Below are 17,469 nucleotides of genomic sequence, written 5' to 3'. Positions count from 1 at the left end.
GGTGGACAGCGAGGGGTCAAGTCGCCCCTGCCGGATCCGGGTGGTGCGCGCTAGAGTCCGGACCACAGGGACGTTACTGATCAGTAAGGGGAGCGGCTATGCGGCTCGGCATCAATCTCGGTTACTGGGGCGCGGGAATGGACGGCGACAACCTCGCCGTCGCCCAGGAGGCCGACCGGCTCGGCTACGACGTCTGCTGGGCGGCCGAGGCGTACGGCTCCGACGCGCCGACCGTGCTCGCCTGGGTCGCCGCCCGGACCGAGTCCATCGACGTCGGTTCCGCGATCATGCAGATCCCGGCGCGCCAGCCCGCCATGACGGCGATGACCGCCGCCACCCTCGACTCGCTCTCCGGCGGCCGGTTCCGTCTCGGCCTCGGTGTGTCGGGACCGCAGGTCTCCGAGGGCTGGTACGGCGTCAAGTTCGACAAGCCGCTGGCCCGCACCCGGGAGTACGTCGAGATCGTCCGCCGGGCGATGACCCGCGAGCGGCTCTCGTACGAGGGCGAGCACTGGACTCTCCCGCTGCCGGACGGCCCCGGCAAGCCCATCAAGCTCACCGTCCACCCGCAGCGCGAGCACATTCCGCTCTACATCGCCGCGATCGGCCCGAAGAACCTGGAGCAGACCGGCGAGATCGCCGACGGCGCGCTGCTGATCTTCCCGTCCGCCGACCATCTCGAGGACACCGCGGTGAAGCACCTGCGGGCGGGCCGCGAGAAGGCCGGGAAGACCATGGACGGCTTCGACGTCTGCCCGACGCTGCCGCTCGCCATCGGTGACGACATCAACGGACTCGCCGACATGTTCCGGCCCTACACCGCGCTGTACGTCGGCGGCATGGGCAGCCGCAAGCAGAATTTCTACAACCAGCTCGCCCAGCGCATGGGGTACGAGAAGGAAGCCGCCGAGATCCAGGACAAGTACCTGTCCGGTGACAAGACCGGCGCCGCGGCCGCCGTACCGCACCGGCTGATCGACCAGACCACCCTGCTCGGTTCGGTCGAGCGCATCGCTGAGCGCATGCAGGCCTACGCCGCCGCCGGTGTCACGACGCTGACCCTTGCTCCCGCCGGTTTCACACGCGAGGAGCGGATCGCCGCGCTGCGCGCCGGTACGGACGCCCTGGAGCGGTCCGGCCTGGCGTAACCGCCCGCGGGCAGCACTACGGCCGTGGTGGGGGCTCGGGGGTCCTCCCCGCCACGGCCGTTACGCATAGCACAACGCGCGCGGCGCCCATCGGTTACGCGGCACCCGTTCGGCCCTGCCGGGCATGCCTCCTGTTGCCCACCAGCCCGCACCGCATTTGACTTTCCTTCTGCGGACACCTGTACGGAGGCGCCAGCGATGCTCTCGGTAAAGAACCTGTTCCAGGAGATTCTCGACAACGACGAGTCGTTCCGGCTCTTCTGTTCGATCGCCGCAGGTGGCGAGATGCAGGGCGGCTGGGAGAACGGCCGTATCGCGGCCCTGGCCCCCGAGAGCCAGCGCACCCTCGTTCCCAAGATCGTCCGGCACGGCGCCGACGAGGACAAGCACGGCCGGATCTTCCACGCCCTGCTGAAGAAGCGCGGGCTGCGGCCGGCCGAGGTGCCGGACGAGACGGACTACACGATGCTGCTGGAGAAGCAGGGCATCGGCCTCGCCCACGAGCAGCTGAAACGCGACGAGCCGCTCACCGAGCTCGACATCGTCACGTATCTGGCGCACAGCCGGGTCACCGAGCAGCGCGCCTCCGAACAGATGAAAACGCTTCACAAGCATTTCGCCGACCACCCCGACCTGGGCCGCGCGGTGAAGGCGATCTCGAACGACGAGGACAACCACCTGGCGTACTGCCATGAGGAGCTGCTCCGCCTCGCCCGCTCCGGACACGGCCGGACGATCCAGCGCATCCTGCGCGAGTGCGCCCTTGCCGAGATCCGGGTGTACCGCGATGTCAGCCTCGCCGTGATGGCTCACATGGGCCGCATCCTGGGCTGGCCCATGGCCAGGGCGGCGATACTCGCCGCGGGGATCCACGGCTTCTACGTGTACGAACGGCTCGTCGGCTGGCGGCGCATGGTCAGCCTGGAACTGCCGGAGCGGCGCGACGCGCTGGGCGGCCCGGCGGTACCGGCGCCCGAGTACGCCTGAGCCGCACCTGCGGCGGGCAGCCTGTCGTCAGAGCCAGCCGCGGCGCTTGAACATGCGGTACAGGCCGAAGACCGCGCAGCCCATCAGCCCGATCACCGTCGGGTAGGTCCACACCCAGTGCAGCTCCGGCATGTGGTCGAAGTTCATGCCGTAGATCCCCGCCACCATCGTCGGCACGGCCGCCATGGCCGCCCACGCCGAGATCTTCCGCATGTCGTCGTTCTGCCGCAGCCCCGTCTGCGCCAGATGCGCGGAGAGGATGTCGGAGAGCAGCCGGTCCAGCCCCTCCACGTGCTCGTTGGCGCGCGTCAGATGGTCGCTCACGTCCCGGAAGAACGGCTGCGAGTGCTCATTGACGAAGGGCACGGTGGCGCCCGCCAGCCGGACCATGGGCGCGCTCAGCGGGCCGCTGGCCCGGCGGAACTCCAGCACCTGCCGCTTGAAGGTGTAGATGCGGGACGCGGTGTTCTTGGTGTCGACGGTGCTGCTCGGTGCGAACACCTCGGTCTCCAGTTCCTCCAGGTCGACCTGGAGTTCTGCGGCCACATCGATGTAGTGGTCCACGACGGCGTCGCTGACCGCGTACAGGACCGCGGTGGGGCCGTGCTTGAGCACCTCGGGATCGGCCTCCAGCCGACGGCGTACCTCGGCGAGCGGCGCGCCCTCCCCGTGCCGGACCGTCACGACGAACGAGTCGCCTATGAAGATCATCAGCTCGTCGGTGGTGACGGTGTCGCCCTCGGGTTCGTACACCACCGGCTTGATGACCACGAAGAGGGAGTCGTCGTACACCTCGAGCTTCGGCCGCTGGTGCGCGCTCAGCGCATCCTCCACGGCCAGTGGATGCAGCCCGAACTCGCTGCTGACGAGGTCGAACTCCTTCTCCGTCGGCTCGTGCAGCCCGATCCAGAGAAACGCGTCCCCGGTGGCCCGTGCCTCGTCGAGGGCATCGGAGAAGTCGTCAGGTCCGTCGGTACGACGCCCATCCCGATAAATCGCGCAATCCACAATCACGGCGCGCATTCTTCCTTGCTCCGGTCCCCGACGCACCTCCTGAGGGACGTCGGCTTACGCTGGCCCGTATGCCCACCCTGATCCTCGTACGCCACGGACGCTCCACCGCCAACACGGCCGGGGTGCTCGCCGGCCGGACCCCCGGTGTGGCGCTCGACGAGCGCGGCGTCGCGCAGGCCGCCGCGCTCCCCGGGCGGCTCGCCTCCCTGCCCCTCGCCGCCGCCGTCAGCAGCCCGCTGCAGCGCTGCCGGGAGACTCTGCAGCCGCTGCTCGACGCCCGGCCGGGACTGCCGCTGCACACCGAGGAGCGGATCAGCGAATGCGACTACGGCGACTGGGCGGGGCGCAAACTCGCGGAACTCTCCGACGAGCCGCTGATGTCCGTCGTGCAGCAGCATCCCTCGGCCGTGGCCTTTCCCGGCGGTGAGTCGATGCGGGCGATGCAGGCGCGCGCCGTCGATGCCGTCCGGGAGTGGAACGCCCGGATCGAGGCCGAGCACGGCGACGGCGCGGTGTACGTGATGTGCTCGCACGGCGACATCATCAAGTCCGTCGTCGCCGACGCGCTGGGGATGCATCTCGACCTCTTCCAGCGGATCCAGGCCGAACCCTGCTCGGTCACCGCGATCCGCTACACGCGGCTCCGGCCCTTCCTGCTGCGGCTCGGCGACACCGGGGACTTCGCGTCGCTGGAGCCGCGCGAGGCGAGCGCCGGCGCGGCCACGGATACGGAAGCAGATACGGATGCGGTGGTCGGCGGCGGCGCTGGGGCGCCGTGATCGCTCCGCGCAGTAGGGTGGACGCGCCGTAGGCGCCCTTCCTCCGGGACTCCCCCGGAACCCGGCCGCCCCTCATTTGCCGTCAATTCTCAAGGGAGACAGGACGTGTCCCGTCAGGTGTTCCTCTACGACCCCCCGGACCGTTTCGTGGCCGGTACGGTCGGGCTGCCTGGACGCCGTACGTTCTTCCTGCAGGCTTCCTCAGGCGGACGTGTCACCAGCGTGGCCCTGGAGAAGACCCAGGTCGCCGCGCTCGCCGAGCGGATCGACGAACTGCTCGACGAGGTTGTGCGGAGGACCGGCGGGAACTCGCCGGTGCCCGCAGTGGCCCCGATGGACGTCACCGACACCGCTCCGCTCGACGTGCCCGTCGAGGAGGAGTTCCGGGTCGGGACCATGGCTCTCGCCTGGGACGGCGAGGAACAGCGCATGATTGTCGAGGCGCAGGCCCTGGTCGAGCTGGACGCGGACTCCGACGACGATCTCGCGGAGGCCGAGGAACGGATGCTGCAGGACGAGGAGAACGGTCCGCCGATGCTCCGGGTCCGGCTCAGCGGCGCGCAGGCGCGTGCGTTCGCCAAGCGCGCCCTGGACGTCGTGAACGCCGGCCGTCCGCCGTGCCCGCTGTGCAGCCTGCCGCTCGACCCGGAAGGACACGTATGCCCGCGCCAGAACGGATACCGACGGGGAGCCTGACGGACACCCGGCTGATCACTCTGCTCACCGAGGGGCAGCTCACCGTCCGCGGGCAGGTCCGTGACGCGTCCAATGCGGTGCTCTACTGCACGGTCGCGTACGAGGGCGAGGAGCGCACCTGCGTATACAAGCCCGTCGCCGGGGAACAGCCGCTGTGGGACTTCCCCGACGGCACGCTCGCCGGGCGTGAGGTCGCCGCGTACGAGATCTCCGAGGTGACGGGGTGGGGGCTGGTGCCGCCGACCGTGCTGCGGGACGGGCCGTACGGGGAGGGGATGTGCCAGCTGTGGATCGAGGCGCCCTCGGAGTCATCCGCGGACGGTGAGCCTCCGCTGCTGGCTCTCGTCGAGGACGAGGAGCCGGGGGACGGGTGGAAGGCCGTCGTCCAGGCCGAGGTGGGCGAGGGGAGGACGGCGCTGCTGGTGCACGCGGACGATCCGCGGCTGCGGCGGCTGGCGGTCCTCGACGCGGTGATCAACAACGCCGACCGAAAGGGCGGGCACCTGCTGCCGGCGCCGGACGGCCGGCTGTACGGCATCGACCACGGAGTCACGTTCAACGCGGACGACAAGCTGCGGACGCTGCTGTGGGGGTGGGCGGGGGAACCGCTGACGGCCGAGGCCGTCGATGTGCTGGACCGGCTGGCGGAAGAGCTGGCCCCGGGGAGGGCGCTGGTCACCCGGCTGGCGGAGCTGATCACTGCAGCGGAGATCGATGCGTTGCGGGGGCGGGTGGAGGCGCTGCGGATGACGGGGCGGCACCCGGGGCCCAGCGGCGAGTGGCCGGCGATCCCCTGGCCACCGGTGTGACGGCCCGGGGCGTTTTCCCTGCCCGCTCCTGCCCGAAGGCCGGAGGCGCGCCCCTGAACCCTTGCTCCTCACGCGCCGGAGGGGCTGATCTTCTGCGGCTCCGCCCCGGGTCTCGCTCGTGAAGGCCCGGGGCGGAGCCTTCCCGACGGTGGGCGGCCGGCAATCGAGCCCGTCCGGCACCGGAGAACATCCTTGAGCCCCTCCGGTGTCGAGCACGTCCTTACGCCGTCTGAGGGGGGCCTGTGGGCCGCGCACGGCCCGTCCGGCGGCGAAGGGACCGGGGGCCGGGGCAGTGCCACGGCTTCGGGAATCGGCGCGGCAGGGAGCGGGCACCGCGCGAGCGCACGACCGTCGCTCAGGCCGGGATCCCGTATCCGGTTCGTATCCGGAAGCAACGTCCGGTTACGCTCATGGCATGCATGCCTGGCCCGCTTCTGAGGTCCCCGCCCTGCCTGGCAAGGGCCGCGACCTTCGGATCCACGACACCGCGACCGGCGGACGGATCACTCTTGACCCCGGTCCCGTCGCCCGCATCTACGTCTGCGGCATCACGCCGTACGACGCGACCCACATGGGTCATGCGGCGACCTACAACGCGTTCGACCTCGTTCAGCGCGTGTGGCTCGACACCAAGCGGCAGGTTCACTATGTCCAGAATGTGACCGACGTGGACGATCCGCTGCTGGAGCGGGCCGTGCGCGACGGTCAGGACTGGACCGAGCTCGCCGAGCGCGAGACGGCCCTCTTCCGCGAGGACATGACCGCCCTGCGCATGCTTCCGCCGAAGCATTACATCGGCGCGGTGGAGGCGATACCCGGCATCGTCCCGCTCGTCGAACGGCTCCGGGACGCCGGTGCCGCCTACGAACTCGACGGTGACGTGTACTTCTCCGTCGAGACCGACCCGCACTTCGGCGAGGTGTCCAACCTGGACGCCGAGGCGATGCGGCTGCTCTCCGCAGAGCGCGGGGGCGACCCGGAGCGCCCGGGGAAGAAGAACCCGCTCGACCCGATGCTCTGGATGGCCGCCCGCGAGGGTGAGCCGAGCTGGGACGGTGCCTCGCTCGGTGCAGGCCGGCCCGGTTGGCACATCGAGTGCGTGGCCATCGCGCTGGACCACCTCGGCATGGGCTTCGACGTCCAGGGAGGCGGGTCCGACCTCGCCTTCCCGCATCACGAGATGGGCGCATCGCACGCCCAGGTGCTGACCGGCGAGCACCCGTTCGCCCAGGCGTACGTGCACGCCGGCATGGTCGCCCTGGACGGCGAGAAGATGTCCAAGTCCCGGGGCAACCTGGTCTTCGTGTCGGCGCTGCGCCGCGACGGCGTGGACCCGGCCGCGATCAGGCTGGCGCTGCTCTCGCACCACTACCGGTCGGACTGGGAGTGGACCGACCAGGTGCTCGCCGACGCCGTCGAGCGGCTCGCGCGGTGGCGTTCCGCCGTCTCCCGGCCCGACGGACTGTCCGCCGACGCCCTCGTCGACGAGGTCCGCGAGGCTCTCGCCGACGACCTGGACGCGCCGGCCGCTCTGGCCGCCGTGGACCGCTGGGCCGAGCGCCAGAACGCCGAGGGCGGTACGGACGAGGGTGCACCGGGCCTCGTCTCGCGCACCGTCGACGCGCTGCTGGGTGTCGCGCTGTAACAACCCTTCTTTCTCTGCCTGTTGGCCGGCCTTGGACTTCTCCACGAAGTTCGGGGCCGGTCCTGTTTTGTCCATGGTCAAATGCTTGCGGCTGCGCTAAAAGCGCTCTATGCAATCATCAACGCGCATCAGAGTGGTGGCAGTTGCAGCTCTGCTGGGACTGGTCGCCGTGTTTGCGGGACCCGGCAGCGCACAGGCCGAACCCGCCGCGCCCGAGGCCACGACGGTCGGCGATGTGAGCGGTTTCTCCGCCGACGGGTCCGTCTACCACCTCAGAGCCGGCTCCGCCGAGGCCCGGGTCAGCTTCGTCACGGACGAGACCTTCCGTATCGAACTCGCCCCGGACGGTACGTTCTCCGACCCGACCGGCGACGACATCGTCCTGCCGCAGGGCGCCCCGCCGCACACCCGGTGGAAGGAGAGGAGCGACCGGTACGAGCTGTCCACCGGCAGCGTCACGCTGCGCGCCTACAAGTCGCCGCTGCGCTTCGAGCTCCACCGGGCCGACGGCAGCCTCGTCTGGTCCGAGGCCAAGGGGCTCAGCTGGGACGGGAAGCGCACCACCCAGACGCTGGCCCGCGGCGCCGACGAGCAGTTCTACGGCGCCGGCATGCAGAACGGGCGCGGCAACACCTCGCACCGCGACAAGACCGTCGAGGTCGGCGTCGACTACAACTGGAACGACGGCGGTCACCCCAATTCCGTGCCGTTCTACCTCTCCTCCGCCGGGTACGGCGTCTTCCGCAACACCTACGCGCCCAACACCTACGCGTTCACCGACCCGGTGACCACCAGCGCGCAGGAACAGCGCTTCGACGCCTACTACTTCGCAGGCGACGGTGCCAAGGATGTCATCGGGCAGTACACGAAGCTCACCGGCAAGCCCTTCCTGCCGCCCGTGTACGGGATGGAGATCGGCGACGCCGACTGCTACCTGCACAATGCCAACCGCGGCGAGCGCCACACCCTGGATGCCCTGAAGGTCGCCGACGGTTACGTCGAGCACGACATGCCCAACGGGTGGATGCTCGTCAACGACGGTTACGGCTGCGGCCACGAGGACCTCGCCGAGACCGCCAAGGGTCTCCAGGACCGCGGCATGCAGCTCGGCCTGTGGACCCAGGACGGCATCGGCAAGATCGCCGACCAGGTCAAGGCCGGCCAGCGGGTCGCCAAGCTGGACGTCGCCTGGGTCGGAGCGGGCTACAAGTTCGCGCTGGACGGCTGCAAGGACGCGTACAAGGGCATCGAGGACAACAGCGACGCCCGTGGCTTCACCTACGCCCCGGAGAGCTGGTCGGGCGCGCAGCGCTGCGGCGTCCAGTGGTCCGGTGACCAGTACGGCACCTGGGACTACATCCGCTGGCAGATCCCGACCTACGCGGGTGCCACGATGTCCGGACTCGCCTACACGACGGGCGACGTCGACGGCATCTTCGGCGGCAGCGCCAAAACGTACACCCGGGATCTCCAGTGGAAGATGTTCCTGGGCACCACGATGACGATGGACGGCTGGGCGGCCAGCGACAAGCAGCCCTTCCGCTACGGCGAGCCCTACACCTCCATCAACCGCGACTATCTCAAGCTCAAGGAGTCGCTGCTGCCGTACCAGTACTCGTACGCGCACGAGGCGACCAAGACCGGTGTCGGCATGGTCCGCCCGCTCGTCCTCGAATACCCGGACGACCCGAAGGCCGCGACGGGCGCGGCGAAGTACGAGTTCATGTCCGGCGAGGACTTCCTCGTCGCACCCGTCTACCAGGACAGCACCCACCGCGACGGGATCTATCTGCCGAAGGGCACCTGGATCGACTACTGGAGCGGCCGCACCTACCAGGAGCCCACGACCGTCGACCACTACAGCGCCCCGCTCGACACCCTGCCGCTCTTCGTGAAGGCCGGAGCCAGTGTGCCGATGTGGCCGGGCATCCGCTCGTACCAGGACCGGACCGCCGACTCCTCGCTGGCCTGGGACATCTACCCGCAGGGCGCTTCCTCCTTCACGCTGTACGAGGACGACGGCGTCACCCGGCAGCACCGCGACGGCAGGTACGCCACCCAGCGGGCGAACGTCGACGCACCCGTCCGGGGCGTGGGCGACATCACCGTGAACATCGGGGAGAGCAAGGGGGACTTCACCGGCAAGCAGAGCAGGCGGCCGTACGAGTTCAGCGTGCACACCGGGTCCGCGCCGAGCGCGGTGAAGCTCGACGGCAAGCTGCCCCGGCTGGGTTCCGAGGCCGCGTACAAGACCGCGAAGCAGGGCTGGTGGTACGACCGGGACGATCGCGGCGGAGTGGTGAAGATCAAGACCGCGCCGCTCTCCACCGGCAAGGAGTTCAGCGTGAAGCTGGAGGACACCAGCGCCGTCGGCGGGAAGAACGCGGCCGCCACGGCCGTCGTCTCCGCGCCGGAGGGGCAGGAGCTCGGGGCGGGCGTCGCGGGCACGGTGGCCGTCGATGTCACCGCGGGCAGTGCCGACGTGACGGACGCCGCGGTCGGCCTGGACGTCCCCGAGGGCTGGCAGGTCACCCCGGCGAGCACCGTGGACCGGATCCCGGCGGGCACCACCCGGCGGGTCGAGGTGGCGGTCACCCCGGCGAAGGACGCCACGGCCGGCGAGGCCCGGATCACCGCGCTCGCCCGCTACCGGGTGGCGGGCGAATCCCGTACCACCGTCCAGCGGTTCGCGGCCGCGGTGATGCCCCAGCCGCCGACCGCCGACACCTGGGCGAGCGACCTGGTGTGGCTGAAGTCGACCAACGGCTACGGGCCGGCCGAACGCGACCGCAGCAACGGCGAGTCGGGCGCGACCGACGGACACACCCTCACCCTGGCCGGGAAGACCTACGCGAAGGGGATCGGCAGCCACGCCGACTCCGACATCGAGGTCTATCTCGGCGGGCGCTGCACCGCGTTCACCGCGGACGTCGGGATCGACGACGAAATCAACGGCTACGGCGAAGTGGCGTTCTCCGTCGAGGCGGACGGCAAGGTGCTGTGGACCTCACCGAAGGTGACCGGGGCATCGGCCACCGTGCCGGTCGACGTGGACGTCACCGGTGCGCGCCATGTGCATCTGAAGGTCACCGACACCAACGGATCCAAGACCGGTGACCACGGGGACTGGGCCGCGGCGCGCTTCAGCTGCTCCTAGTGCCCCGGCAGGCTTTGCCCCGTCGCGGGGCAGACATTGCCGGTCACGGCACTGGAGGCCGCTCAACAGTGGTGCGCCGGGTGGGTCGAGTGCCCGCCCGGCGCACCACCGTCAGTCCTCCGATGAATCTTCGGAGTCGTTGTCGTCGTCGGAGGGTTGCGCTTGAGTGGGCTCGCCAGAGGTTCCCGGCGGTGTCCCCGTCTCCGGCCGCGACGGCTTCGGCGGCCGGGTGCGGCCGCTCGACGTGTCGCGCAGATACGAGGCGTCGCCGCTCTCCGTCGCATGCCCGCCCGGCGCCTGGCCCGGTCCGGAGCCCGGGCCGATGTCCCGGCGTCGCAGATACCGCTCGAACTCCCGGGCGATGGCTTCGCCCGTCGCCTCGGGAAGCTCCGCGGTGTCCCGGGCCTCCTCGAGCGTCTGCACGTACTCCGCCACTTCGCTGTCCTCGGCGGCCAGTTGATCGACCCCGAGCTGCCAGGCACGCGCGTCCTCGGGCAGCTCGCCCAGCGGGATGCGCAGTCCGAGCAGGTCCTCCAGGCGGTTCAGCAGCGCCATGGTGGCCTTCGGGTTGGGCGGTTGCGACACATAGTGCGGCACGGCCGCCCAGAGGCTCACCGCGGGCACACCCGCATGCGTGCACGCCTCCTGGAGGATGCCGACGATGCCCGTCGGTCCCTCGTACCGGGTCTCCTCCAGATCCATGGTCCGCGCCAGATCCGGGTCGGAGGTGACTCCGCTGACCGGTACCGGGCGGGTGTGCGGGGTGTCGCCGAGCAGTGCGCCCAGCACCACCACCATCTCGACGCCCAGCTCATGGGCGAAGCCCAGGATCTCGTTGCAGAACGAGCGCCAGCGCATCGACGGCTCGATACCGCGGACCAGGACGAGATCGCGGGGCTTGTCCCCGCCGACACGGACCACGGAGAGCCGCGTGGTGGGCCAGGTGATCTTGCGTACCCCGCCGTCCAGCCAGACCGTCGGCCGGTTGACCTGGAAGTCGTAGTAGTCCTCGGCGTCGAGCGCCGCGAACACCTCCCCCTTCCACTCCCGGTCCAGGTGCGCGACCGCTGTGGAGGCGGCGTCACCTGCGTCGTTCCACCCCTCGAACGCGGCCACCATGACCGGGTCGATCAGCTCGGGAACCCCCGCGAGCTCGATCACCCAGGCCTCCTTCCGAAGTTCCCTTGCGTACGCACCAACCTTACGGCGTCGGGGCTCCATCGCCGCAGCCCCTGTCCACGGCCGGGTGAACCTGGCCCCAGGGGGTGCGTCACCGGCCCAGTCAGGGCACCAACCTCCGGATTCATCCGAGCTGTGTCCCGTCAATTTCGGCTCAACTCTGGACGTTGGCGCCTTCATGACGCTATACATCGGATGACCAGAACAGAGGTCCGATGTTATTCCCCTGGGGGCGCACATGAGTCAGACCGTCACGGACTTCGAGGTCCACGACATCCGTTTTCCGACCTCGGAGCAACTGGACGGCTCGGACGCCATGAACCCCGATCCCGACTACTCCGCCGCCTATGTCGTACTGCGTACAGATGCCCCGGACGGCTCGGACGACGACGGAGCCGGTATCGAGGGTCATGGCTTCTGCTTCACCATCGGGCGCGGCAACGAGGTGATGGCGGCCGCCATCGACGCGCTGCGCCCGTACGTCGTGGGCCGCCCGGCGCCACGTACCGCCGCCGATCTCGGCGCGCTGTACCGCGAGCTCACCCATGACTCGCAACTTCGCTGGCTCGGCCCGGAGAAGGGCGTGATGCACATGGCGGCGGGCGCGGTCGTCAACGCCGCATGGGACCTGGCCGCGAAGCAGGCGGGCAGACCCGTCTGGCAGTTCCTCGCGGAAATGACTCCGGAGGAGCTCGTCTCCCTCGTCGATTTCCGCTATCTCACCGATGTCCTCACCCCGGACGAGGCCCTCGAGATCCTCCGGACGGCCGAACCGGGCCGCGCCGAGCGAGCCGAACGGCTCCGTGCCGAGGGCTACCCCGCGTACACCACGTCGCCCGGCTGGCTCGGCTACGCCGACGACAAACTGGTCCGACTGGCGAAGGAGGCCGTCGCGGACGGCTTCACCCAGATCAAGCTGAAGGTCGGCGGAGACCTCGGCGACGACGTCCGCAGGCTCTCCCTGGCCCGCGAGGCCGTCGGACCGGACATCAGGATCGCCGTCGACGCCAACCAGCGGTGGGACGTCGCCGACGCGGTGGAGTGGATGACCGCGCTCGCACCGTTCGACCCGCACTGGATCGAGGAGCCGACCAGCCCCGACGACATCCTCGGACACGCCGCCGTCCGGGCCGGGCAGCCGGTCAAGGTCGCCACCGGTGAACACGTCGCCAACCGCGTCGTGTTCAAGCAGCTGCTCCAGGCAGGCGCCGTCGACTTCGTCCAGATCGACGCGGCGCGCGTCGCGGGCGTCAACGAGAACCTGGCGATCCTGCTGCTCGCCGCCAAGTTCGGCGTGCCGGTCTGCCCGCACGCGGGCGGCGTCGGACTGTGCGAGCTGGTGCAGCACCTGTCGATGTTCGACTACGTGGCGGTCTCCGGCAGCTGGGAGAACCGCGTGATCGAGTACGTCGACCACCTCCACGAACACTTCGTCGACCCCACCGTGATCGAAGGAGGGCGCTACGTCGCCCCGAGCTCCCCGGGCTTCTCCGCCCGGATGCTCCCCGAATCGATCGCCGCACACCGTTTCCCGGAGGGCCCCGTATGGCAGGCCCGCCGCACGCTCGAGGAGGCCAACTGATGACCGGCACAAGCGACTTCGAGGGGATGTCCGCCCTGGTGACGGGCGGCGCCTCCGGTATCGGGGCCGCCGTCGCGACGCTGCTGCTGGAACGCGGCGCGCGCGTGGCCGTGCTCGACCGGGAGACCGCGGGCGCCCCCGAGGGCACCCTCGCCGTCAAGGCGGACGTCACCGACGACGACGCCGTGCGCGAGGCGGTGGACCGGGCAGCCGCCGAACTGGGCTCGCTGCACACCGTCGTGTCCAACGCGGGCATCGGCTCGATCGGCACCGTCGAGGACAACGCCGACGAGGAGTGGGCCCGGGTCCTGGACATCAATGTCCTCGGCATGGTCCGCACCGCCAGGCACGCCCTGCCCCATCTGCGGCGTGCGGCGGCCGACCGACCCGGCGCCGTCTCGATCACGCACACCTGTTCCATCGCGGCGACCGCGGGACTGCCGCAGCGCGCCCTGTACAGCGCCAGCAAGGGCGCGGTGCTCTCGCTGACCCTTGCCATGGCCGCCGATCACGTCCGCGAAGGTGTCCGTGTCAACTGCGTCAACCCCGGCACCGCGGACACCCCGTGGATCGGCCGGCTCCTCGGCCAGGCCGACGACCCGGCCGCCGAACGCGCCGCACTCGACGCCCGCCAGCCGATGGGACGACTCGTGTCGGCCGACGAGGTCGCCGCCGCGATCGTCTACCTCGCAAGCCCCGCCGCCGCCTCCGTCACGGGCACGGCACTCGCGGTCGACGGCGGAATGCAGGGCCTGCGCCTGCGGCCCGTCGGCAACTGATCCACCCCACCGAAGCCGAGCCGCACCATCCAACCGAGCATCGAGCCAGTACTCCACGAAGGACGGGACACCAATGAGAGTGCGTACGACGAGTGCGGCAGCCTGCGCCGTGCTGCTGGCCGTCACTGCCCTCGCGGGCTGCAACCGCGAGTCCACCGATGACGGCGCGGGCGCCGGGAAGGTCGGTATCGACCTGCCGCGCAGCGACAGTGACTTCTGGAACTCGTACCAGAACTACATCGAGAAGGGCGTCAAGGCGGGTGAGGTCAAGGCACTGCCGCTGACCAACTCGCAGAACGACATCGGCAAGCTCGTCGCCAATGTCCAGACGTTCACCGACCAGGGCGCCAAGGCCGTCGTGATGGCCCCGCAGGACACCGGCGCCATCGCCGAGTCGCTGAACACGCTGAACGACAAGAAGATCCCGGTCATCAGCGTCGACACCCGCCCCGACAAGGGCAACGTCTACATGGTCGTCCGCGCCGACAACAAGGCGTACGGAACCAACGCCTGCAAGTACCTCGGCGAGCAGCTGAAGGGCAAGGGCAAGGTCGTCGAGTTCCAGGGCGACCTGTCCTCGATCAACGGCCGCGACCGGTCCGAGGCGTTCAAGGCCTGCATGGACAAGGACTACCCGGGCATCAAGGTCTTCGAGCTGGCCACCGACTGGAAGGGCGACGTCGCGTCCGCCAAGCTCCAGTCCACGCTCGCCGCCAACCCCGACATCAACGGCATCTACATGCAGGCCGGCGGTGTCTTCCTGCAGCCGACCCTCGCGCTGCTGGAGCAGAAGAAGCTGCTGAAGCCGGCCGGTACGGCGGGCCACATCACGATCATCTCCAACGACGGCATCCCGGAGGAGTTCGACGCCATCAGGGCGGGCAAGATCGACGCGACGATCTCGCAGCCCGCAGACCTGTACGCGAAGTACGCGCTGTACTACGCCAAGGCGGCACTGGACGGTAAGACCTTCAAGGAGGGACCGACCGACCACGACTCGAACATCATCAAGATCCCGAACGGCTTCGAGGACCAGCTTCCCGCGCCCCTGGTGACCAAGGACAACGTCGACGACCCGAAGCTGTGGGCCAACCAGCTGGAGAAGAAGAGCTAGCCATGGACCAGGCACCACCACCTGCCGTAGAGGCGGAAGGCGTCGTCAAACGCTTCGGGCCCACCGTGGCGCTCGACGGTGTGCAGCTCACCGTGCAGCCCGGGGAGTCCCATGCCCTCGTCGGCCGTAACGGCGCGGGCAAGTCCACGCTGGTCAGCGTCCTGACGGGACTGCACAAGGCGGACGCGGGCACGGTCCGCTTCGGCGGGGAGCCCGCGCCCGCCTTCGGGGACACCACGGCCTGGCAGTCGAAGGTCGCGTGCGTCTACCAGAAGTCCATGGTCGTCCCCGATCTGACCGTCGCCGAGAACCTCTTCCTCGGCCGGCTGGACGACGAGTCGCGGTGGATCAGCTGGGGAAGGCTCCGCAGGCGTGCGGAGCAACTCCTCGCCGAGTACGGCGTCCAGGTCGACCCCAACACCCGGGCCAGGGATCTGGCCGTGGAGCAGCGGCAGTTCGTCGAGATCGCGCGGGCGCTGTCCTTCGGCGCCCGGCTGATCATCCTGGACGAACCGACCGCCCAGCTCGACGCCCGCGGCATCGGGCGGCTCTTCGACAAGCTCAGGGAACTGCAGAGCCAGGGAGTGGCGTTCCTGTTCATCTCCCATCATCTGCAGGAGGTGTACGACCTGTGCACCGCCGTCACCGTCTACCGCGACGCACGCCACGTCCTGACCGCTCCGGTCGCCGACCTCACCAAGACCGAACTGGTCACGGCGATGACGGGCGAGAAGGGCAGCGGACCCGCCGCCTGGCACGCGGGCGGTGACCGGGCAGCGGTGGGGGATGCGTCGGTGGAGCCCGTCCTGCGCACCGAAGGGCTCTCCCTGGAGGGCCAGTTCGAGCCGCTGGACCTTCAGGTCCGCCCCGGCGAGGTGCTCGGCCTCGCCGGATCCGCGGCCAGCGGCAACACCGCACTCGGTGAGGCACTCGCCGGGATGCGGAAGGCCAGCGGCGGCACGGTCTCCGTGCATGGGAGGACGGTGCCGTCCGGCAGCGTGCCGCACGCGCTGGACGCCGGAATCGGGTACATCCCCGAGGACCGGCACGACCAGGGCCTTGTCCTGGGACGCAGCGTCGCCGAGAACGCCACCCTCACGGTCACCGACCAGCTCGGACCGTGGGGGACCGTACTGCCCTCCCGCACCAGGGAGTTCGCACGGTCGATGATCGAGTCGCTGGACATCAAGACACAGGGACCCGAACAGCCCGTCGCCGGGCTGTCGGGCGGCAACCAGCAGAAGGTGGTGGTCGCCCGCGCACTGGCCCGCAAGCCGAGCGTGCTGGTCGCGGTCCGGCCCACCGCGGGTGTGGACGTCAAGTCCAAGGACTCGCTGCTGGGTGTCGTCCGGCGGGTCGCCGACGAGGGCAATGCCGCAGTCGTCGTCTCGGACGAGCTGGACGATCTGCGGGTCTGCGACCGGGTGCTCGCCCTGTTCCACGGGCGAGTGGTTGCAACGTTCGGAAGCGGGTGGACCGACGGGGAACTCGTCGCCGCCATGGAAGGTGTGGGGGAAAGGGAATGACCGGCACGATACGGCCGTCGACGGCCGACGACATCAACGGGGGACTCAAGGGCGGGCTCGGCGACGACAGCCCGCTGAGCCGGCTCAAGCTGATCCGGTGGAGCGACTTCTCCCTGGTGCCGGTGATCCTGGTGCTGATGGTGATCGGCTTCATCGTCTCGCCGGTCTTCCTCACCTCCGACAACCTGATCAGCGTCGTCCAGCAGTCCTCCGAACTCAGCCTGCTGGTCCTCGGCCAGGCCCTGATCCTCATCTGCGGACGGATGGACCTGTCCCTGGAGTCGACGATCGGCATCGCGCCCGTCGTCGCCATGTGGCTGGTGCTGCCCACCGAGGGCGGCCGCTTCGCCGGCCTCGGCCTGCTGCCCACCTGGTCGGCGATCCCGCTCTGCCTGCTGGTGGGGCTCGCGATCGGCGCGATCAACGGCTTCCTGATGCTGAAGCTCCGGGTCAACGGCTTCATCGCCACGCTCGGCATGCTCACCATGCTGCGCGGACTCCACATCGGCATCACCGAGGGCAAGTCCATCACCGACGTCCCGGAGTCGTTCCGCTACCTCGGCAAGAGCGAGTGGCTCGGCGCACCGGCCGCAGTCTGGATCTGTCTGGTGCTCTTCGCGATCGGCGGCGCGGCGCTGGCCTGGCTGCGCCACGGGCGTTCGCTGTACGCGATCGGGGGCAACCCGGAAGCGGCGCGGGCCGCGGGCATCCGGGTCGACCGGATCACCTGGATCGTGCTTGCCATCGGCGGTCTACTGGCGGCCTTCGCGGGCATCCTCTACACCGGCCACTACGGGGCGGTCGCCGCGACGCAGGGCAACGGCTGGATCTTCCAGGTGTTCGCCGCGGCGGTCATCGGCGGCATCAGCCTCAAGGGCGGTCGTGGCACGCTGTTCGGCGCGCTGACCGGAGTGCTGACGCTGCAGCTGGTGGTCAATGTGATGACCCTCGGCGGCGTCCCCGCACTGTGGAACCAGTTCCTCAACGGCGCGATCATCATCGTCGCCCTGGTCATCTCCCGCTTCGCGAGCGGCGAGAAGCAGGACTGAACCGT

14 protein-coding genes are annotated in these 17,469 nt (G+C 69.7%); 12 read left to right on the top strand and 2 right to left on the bottom strand.

Annotated features, from left to right (window positions below; genetic code table 11):
- The first annotated feature begins 98 nt into the window (after nucleotides 1–98).
- Both ACFU8W_RS14015 and ACFU8W_RS14010 read left to right on the top strand, forming a co-directional pair.
- Nucleotides 99–1,148 carry an LLM class F420-dependent oxidoreductase gene (locus tag ACFU8W_RS14015; RefSeq protein ID WP_384035958.1) on the top strand — a complete coding sequence of 350 codons (1,050 nt, stop codon included), beginning with the start codon at nucleotides 99–101 and terminating at the stop codon, nucleotides 1,146–1,148.
- A gap of 198 nt (nucleotides 1,149–1,346) precedes the next feature.
- Nucleotides 1,347–2,135, top strand: a complete 789-nt coding sequence (locus tag ACFU8W_RS14010; protein ID WP_384035955.1) for a ferritin-like domain-containing protein — start codon at nucleotides 1,347–1,349, stop codon at nucleotides 2,133–2,135.
- A gap of 27 nt (nucleotides 2,136–2,162) precedes the next feature.
- Here ACFU8W_RS14010 and corA read toward each other — a convergent pair whose 3' ends face one another.
- Nucleotides 2,163–3,158, bottom strand: a complete 996-nt coding sequence (gene corA / locus ACFU8W_RS14005) for a magnesium/cobalt transporter CorA (protein ID WP_384035953.1) — start codon at nucleotides 3,156–3,158, stop codon at nucleotides 2,163–2,165.
- Nucleotides 3,159–3,217: 59 nt separating this feature from the next.
- Here corA and ACFU8W_RS14000 point away from each other — a divergent pair, with 59 nt between their 5' ends.
- The 5 genes from ACFU8W_RS14000 (at nucleotide 3,218) to ACFU8W_RS13980 (ending at nucleotide 10,235) form a co-directional block, all read left to right on the top strand.
- Complete coding sequence (locus ACFU8W_RS14000; RefSeq protein WP_345513492.1) at nucleotides 3,218–3,928, top strand: histidine phosphatase family protein; 711 nt, start codon at nucleotides 3,218–3,220, stop codon at nucleotides 3,926–3,928.
- 105 nt (nucleotides 3,929–4,033) lie between these two features.
- Nucleotides 4,034–4,624 (top strand): DUF3090 domain-containing protein, encoded by a 591-nt coding sequence (locus ACFU8W_RS13995; protein WP_030918365.1) that lies wholly within the window; start codon nucleotides 4,034–4,036, stop codon nucleotides 4,622–4,624.
- Nucleotides 4,588–5,433 carry an SCO1664 family protein gene (locus ACFU8W_RS13990; protein WP_384035949.1) on the top strand — a complete coding sequence of 282 codons (846 nt, stop codon included), beginning with the start codon at nucleotides 4,588–4,590 and terminating at the stop codon, nucleotides 5,431–5,433. The genes ACFU8W_RS13995 and ACFU8W_RS13990 overlap by 37 nt, the downstream gene beginning before the upstream one ends.
- A 415-nt stretch (nucleotides 5,434–5,848) precedes the next feature.
- Nucleotides 5,849–7,078, top strand: coding sequence for a cysteine--1-D-myo-inosityl 2-amino-2-deoxy-alpha-D-glucopyranoside ligase (mshC, locus tag ACFU8W_RS13985; protein WP_266987586.1), 1,230 nt, complete (start codon nucleotides 5,849–5,851; stop codon nucleotides 7,076–7,078).
- Nucleotides 7,079–7,187: 109 nt separating this feature from the next.
- The gene (locus ACFU8W_RS13980; protein ID WP_384035945.1) at nucleotides 7,188–10,235 is read left to right on the top strand and encodes an NPCBM/NEW2 domain-containing protein; all 3,048 of its coding nucleotides are present in this window, start codon (nucleotides 7,188–7,190) and stop codon (nucleotides 10,233–10,235) included.
- Nucleotides 10,236–10,346: 111 nt separating this feature from the next.
- Here the strand turns inward: ACFU8W_RS13980 and ACFU8W_RS13975 are convergent, their stop codons facing one another.
- A complete protein-coding gene (locus tag ACFU8W_RS13975) occupies nucleotides 10,347–11,396 on the bottom strand; it encodes a PAC2 family protein (protein ID WP_345513488.1) in 1,050 nt (349 codons plus the stop codon).
- Nucleotides 11,397–11,652: 256 nt separating this feature from the next.
- Between ACFU8W_RS13975 and ACFU8W_RS13970 the strand changes: the two genes are divergently transcribed.
- From ACFU8W_RS13970 to ACFU8W_RS13950, 5 genes are all read left to right on the top strand, one after another.
- Nucleotides 11,653–12,996: an L-fuconate dehydratase gene (locus ACFU8W_RS13970; protein WP_384035942.1), complete on the top strand. Its 1,344-nt coding sequence runs from the start codon at nucleotides 11,653–11,655 to the stop codon at nucleotides 12,994–12,996.
- The gene (locus tag ACFU8W_RS13965) at nucleotides 12,996–13,775 is read left to right on the top strand and encodes an SDR family NAD(P)-dependent oxidoreductase (protein WP_384035939.1); all 780 of its coding nucleotides are present in this window, start codon (nucleotides 12,996–12,998) and stop codon (nucleotides 13,773–13,775) included. Before ACFU8W_RS13970 ends, ACFU8W_RS13965 begins: the two co-directional genes overlap by 1 nt.
- Before the next feature lie 73 nt (nucleotides 13,776–13,848).
- Nucleotides 13,849–14,889 carry a sugar ABC transporter substrate-binding protein gene (locus ACFU8W_RS13960; protein ID WP_345513484.1) on the top strand — a complete coding sequence of 347 codons (1,041 nt, stop codon included), beginning with the start codon at nucleotides 13,849–13,851 and terminating at the stop codon, nucleotides 14,887–14,889.
- A 2-nt stretch (nucleotides 14,890–14,891) separates the two neighbouring features.
- The gene (locus tag ACFU8W_RS13955; RefSeq protein WP_384035935.1) at nucleotides 14,892–16,415 is read left to right on the top strand and encodes a sugar ABC transporter ATP-binding protein; all 1,524 of its coding nucleotides are present in this window, start codon (nucleotides 14,892–14,894) and stop codon (nucleotides 16,413–16,415) included.
- Nucleotides 16,412–17,464: an ABC transporter permease gene (locus ACFU8W_RS13950; protein WP_384035932.1), complete on the top strand. Its 1,053-nt coding sequence runs from the start codon at nucleotides 16,412–16,414 to the stop codon at nucleotides 17,462–17,464. The genes ACFU8W_RS13955 and ACFU8W_RS13950 overlap by 4 nt, the downstream gene beginning before the upstream one ends.
- Nucleotides 17,465–17,469 lie beyond the last annotated feature (5 nt).

This window comes from Streptomyces sp. NPDC057565, assembly GCF_042801455.1.
Taxonomy (GTDB): Bacteria; Actinomycetota; Actinomycetes; order Streptomycetales; family Streptomycetaceae; genus Streptomyces; species Streptomyces yanii.
Note: the sequence above shows the minus strand (reverse complement) of the source record. Positions and strands in the feature narration are given on the sequence as shown.

Bases quoted from the DNA above. Each gene is read 5' to 3' on its own strand.
- ACFU8W_RS14015 (WP_384035958.1), top strand. From the start codon at position 99: ATGCGGCTCGGCATCAATCTCGGTTACTGGGGCGCGGGAATGGACGGC.
- ACFU8W_RS14010 (WP_384035955.1), top strand. From the start codon at position 1,347: ATGCTCTCGGTAAAGAACCTGTTCCAGGAGATTCTCGACAACGACGAG.
- corA (WP_384035953.1), bottom strand. From the start codon at position 3,158: ATGCGCGCCGTGATTGTGGATTGCGCGATTTATCGGGATGGGCGTCGT.
- ACFU8W_RS14000 (WP_345513492.1), top strand. From the start codon at position 3,218: ATGCCCACCCTGATCCTCGTACGCCACGGACGCTCCACCGCCAACACG.
- ACFU8W_RS13990 (WP_384035949.1), top strand. From the start codon at position 4,588: ATGCCCGCGCCAGAACGGATACCGACGGGGAGCCTGACGGACACCCGG.
- mshC (WP_266987586.1), top strand. From the start codon at position 5,849: ATGCATGCCTGGCCCGCTTCTGAGGTCCCCGCCCTGCCTGGCAAGGGC.
- ACFU8W_RS13980 (WP_384035945.1), top strand. From the start codon at position 7,188: ATGCAATCATCAACGCGCATCAGAGTGGTGGCAGTTGCAGCTCTGCTG.
- ACFU8W_RS13970 (WP_384035942.1), top strand. From the start codon at position 11,653: ATGAGTCAGACCGTCACGGACTTCGAGGTCCACGACATCCGTTTTCCG.
- ACFU8W_RS13965 (WP_384035939.1), top strand. From the start codon at position 12,996: ATGACCGGCACAAGCGACTTCGAGGGGATGTCCGCCCTGGTGACGGGC.
- ACFU8W_RS13960 (WP_345513484.1), top strand. From the start codon at position 13,849: ATGAGAGTGCGTACGACGAGTGCGGCAGCCTGCGCCGTGCTGCTGGCC.
- ACFU8W_RS13955 (WP_384035935.1), top strand. From the start codon at position 14,892: ATGGACCAGGCACCACCACCTGCCGTAGAGGCGGAAGGCGTCGTCAAA.
- ACFU8W_RS13950 (WP_384035932.1), top strand. From the start codon at position 16,412: ATGACCGGCACGATACGGCCGTCGACGGCCGACGACATCAACGGGGGA.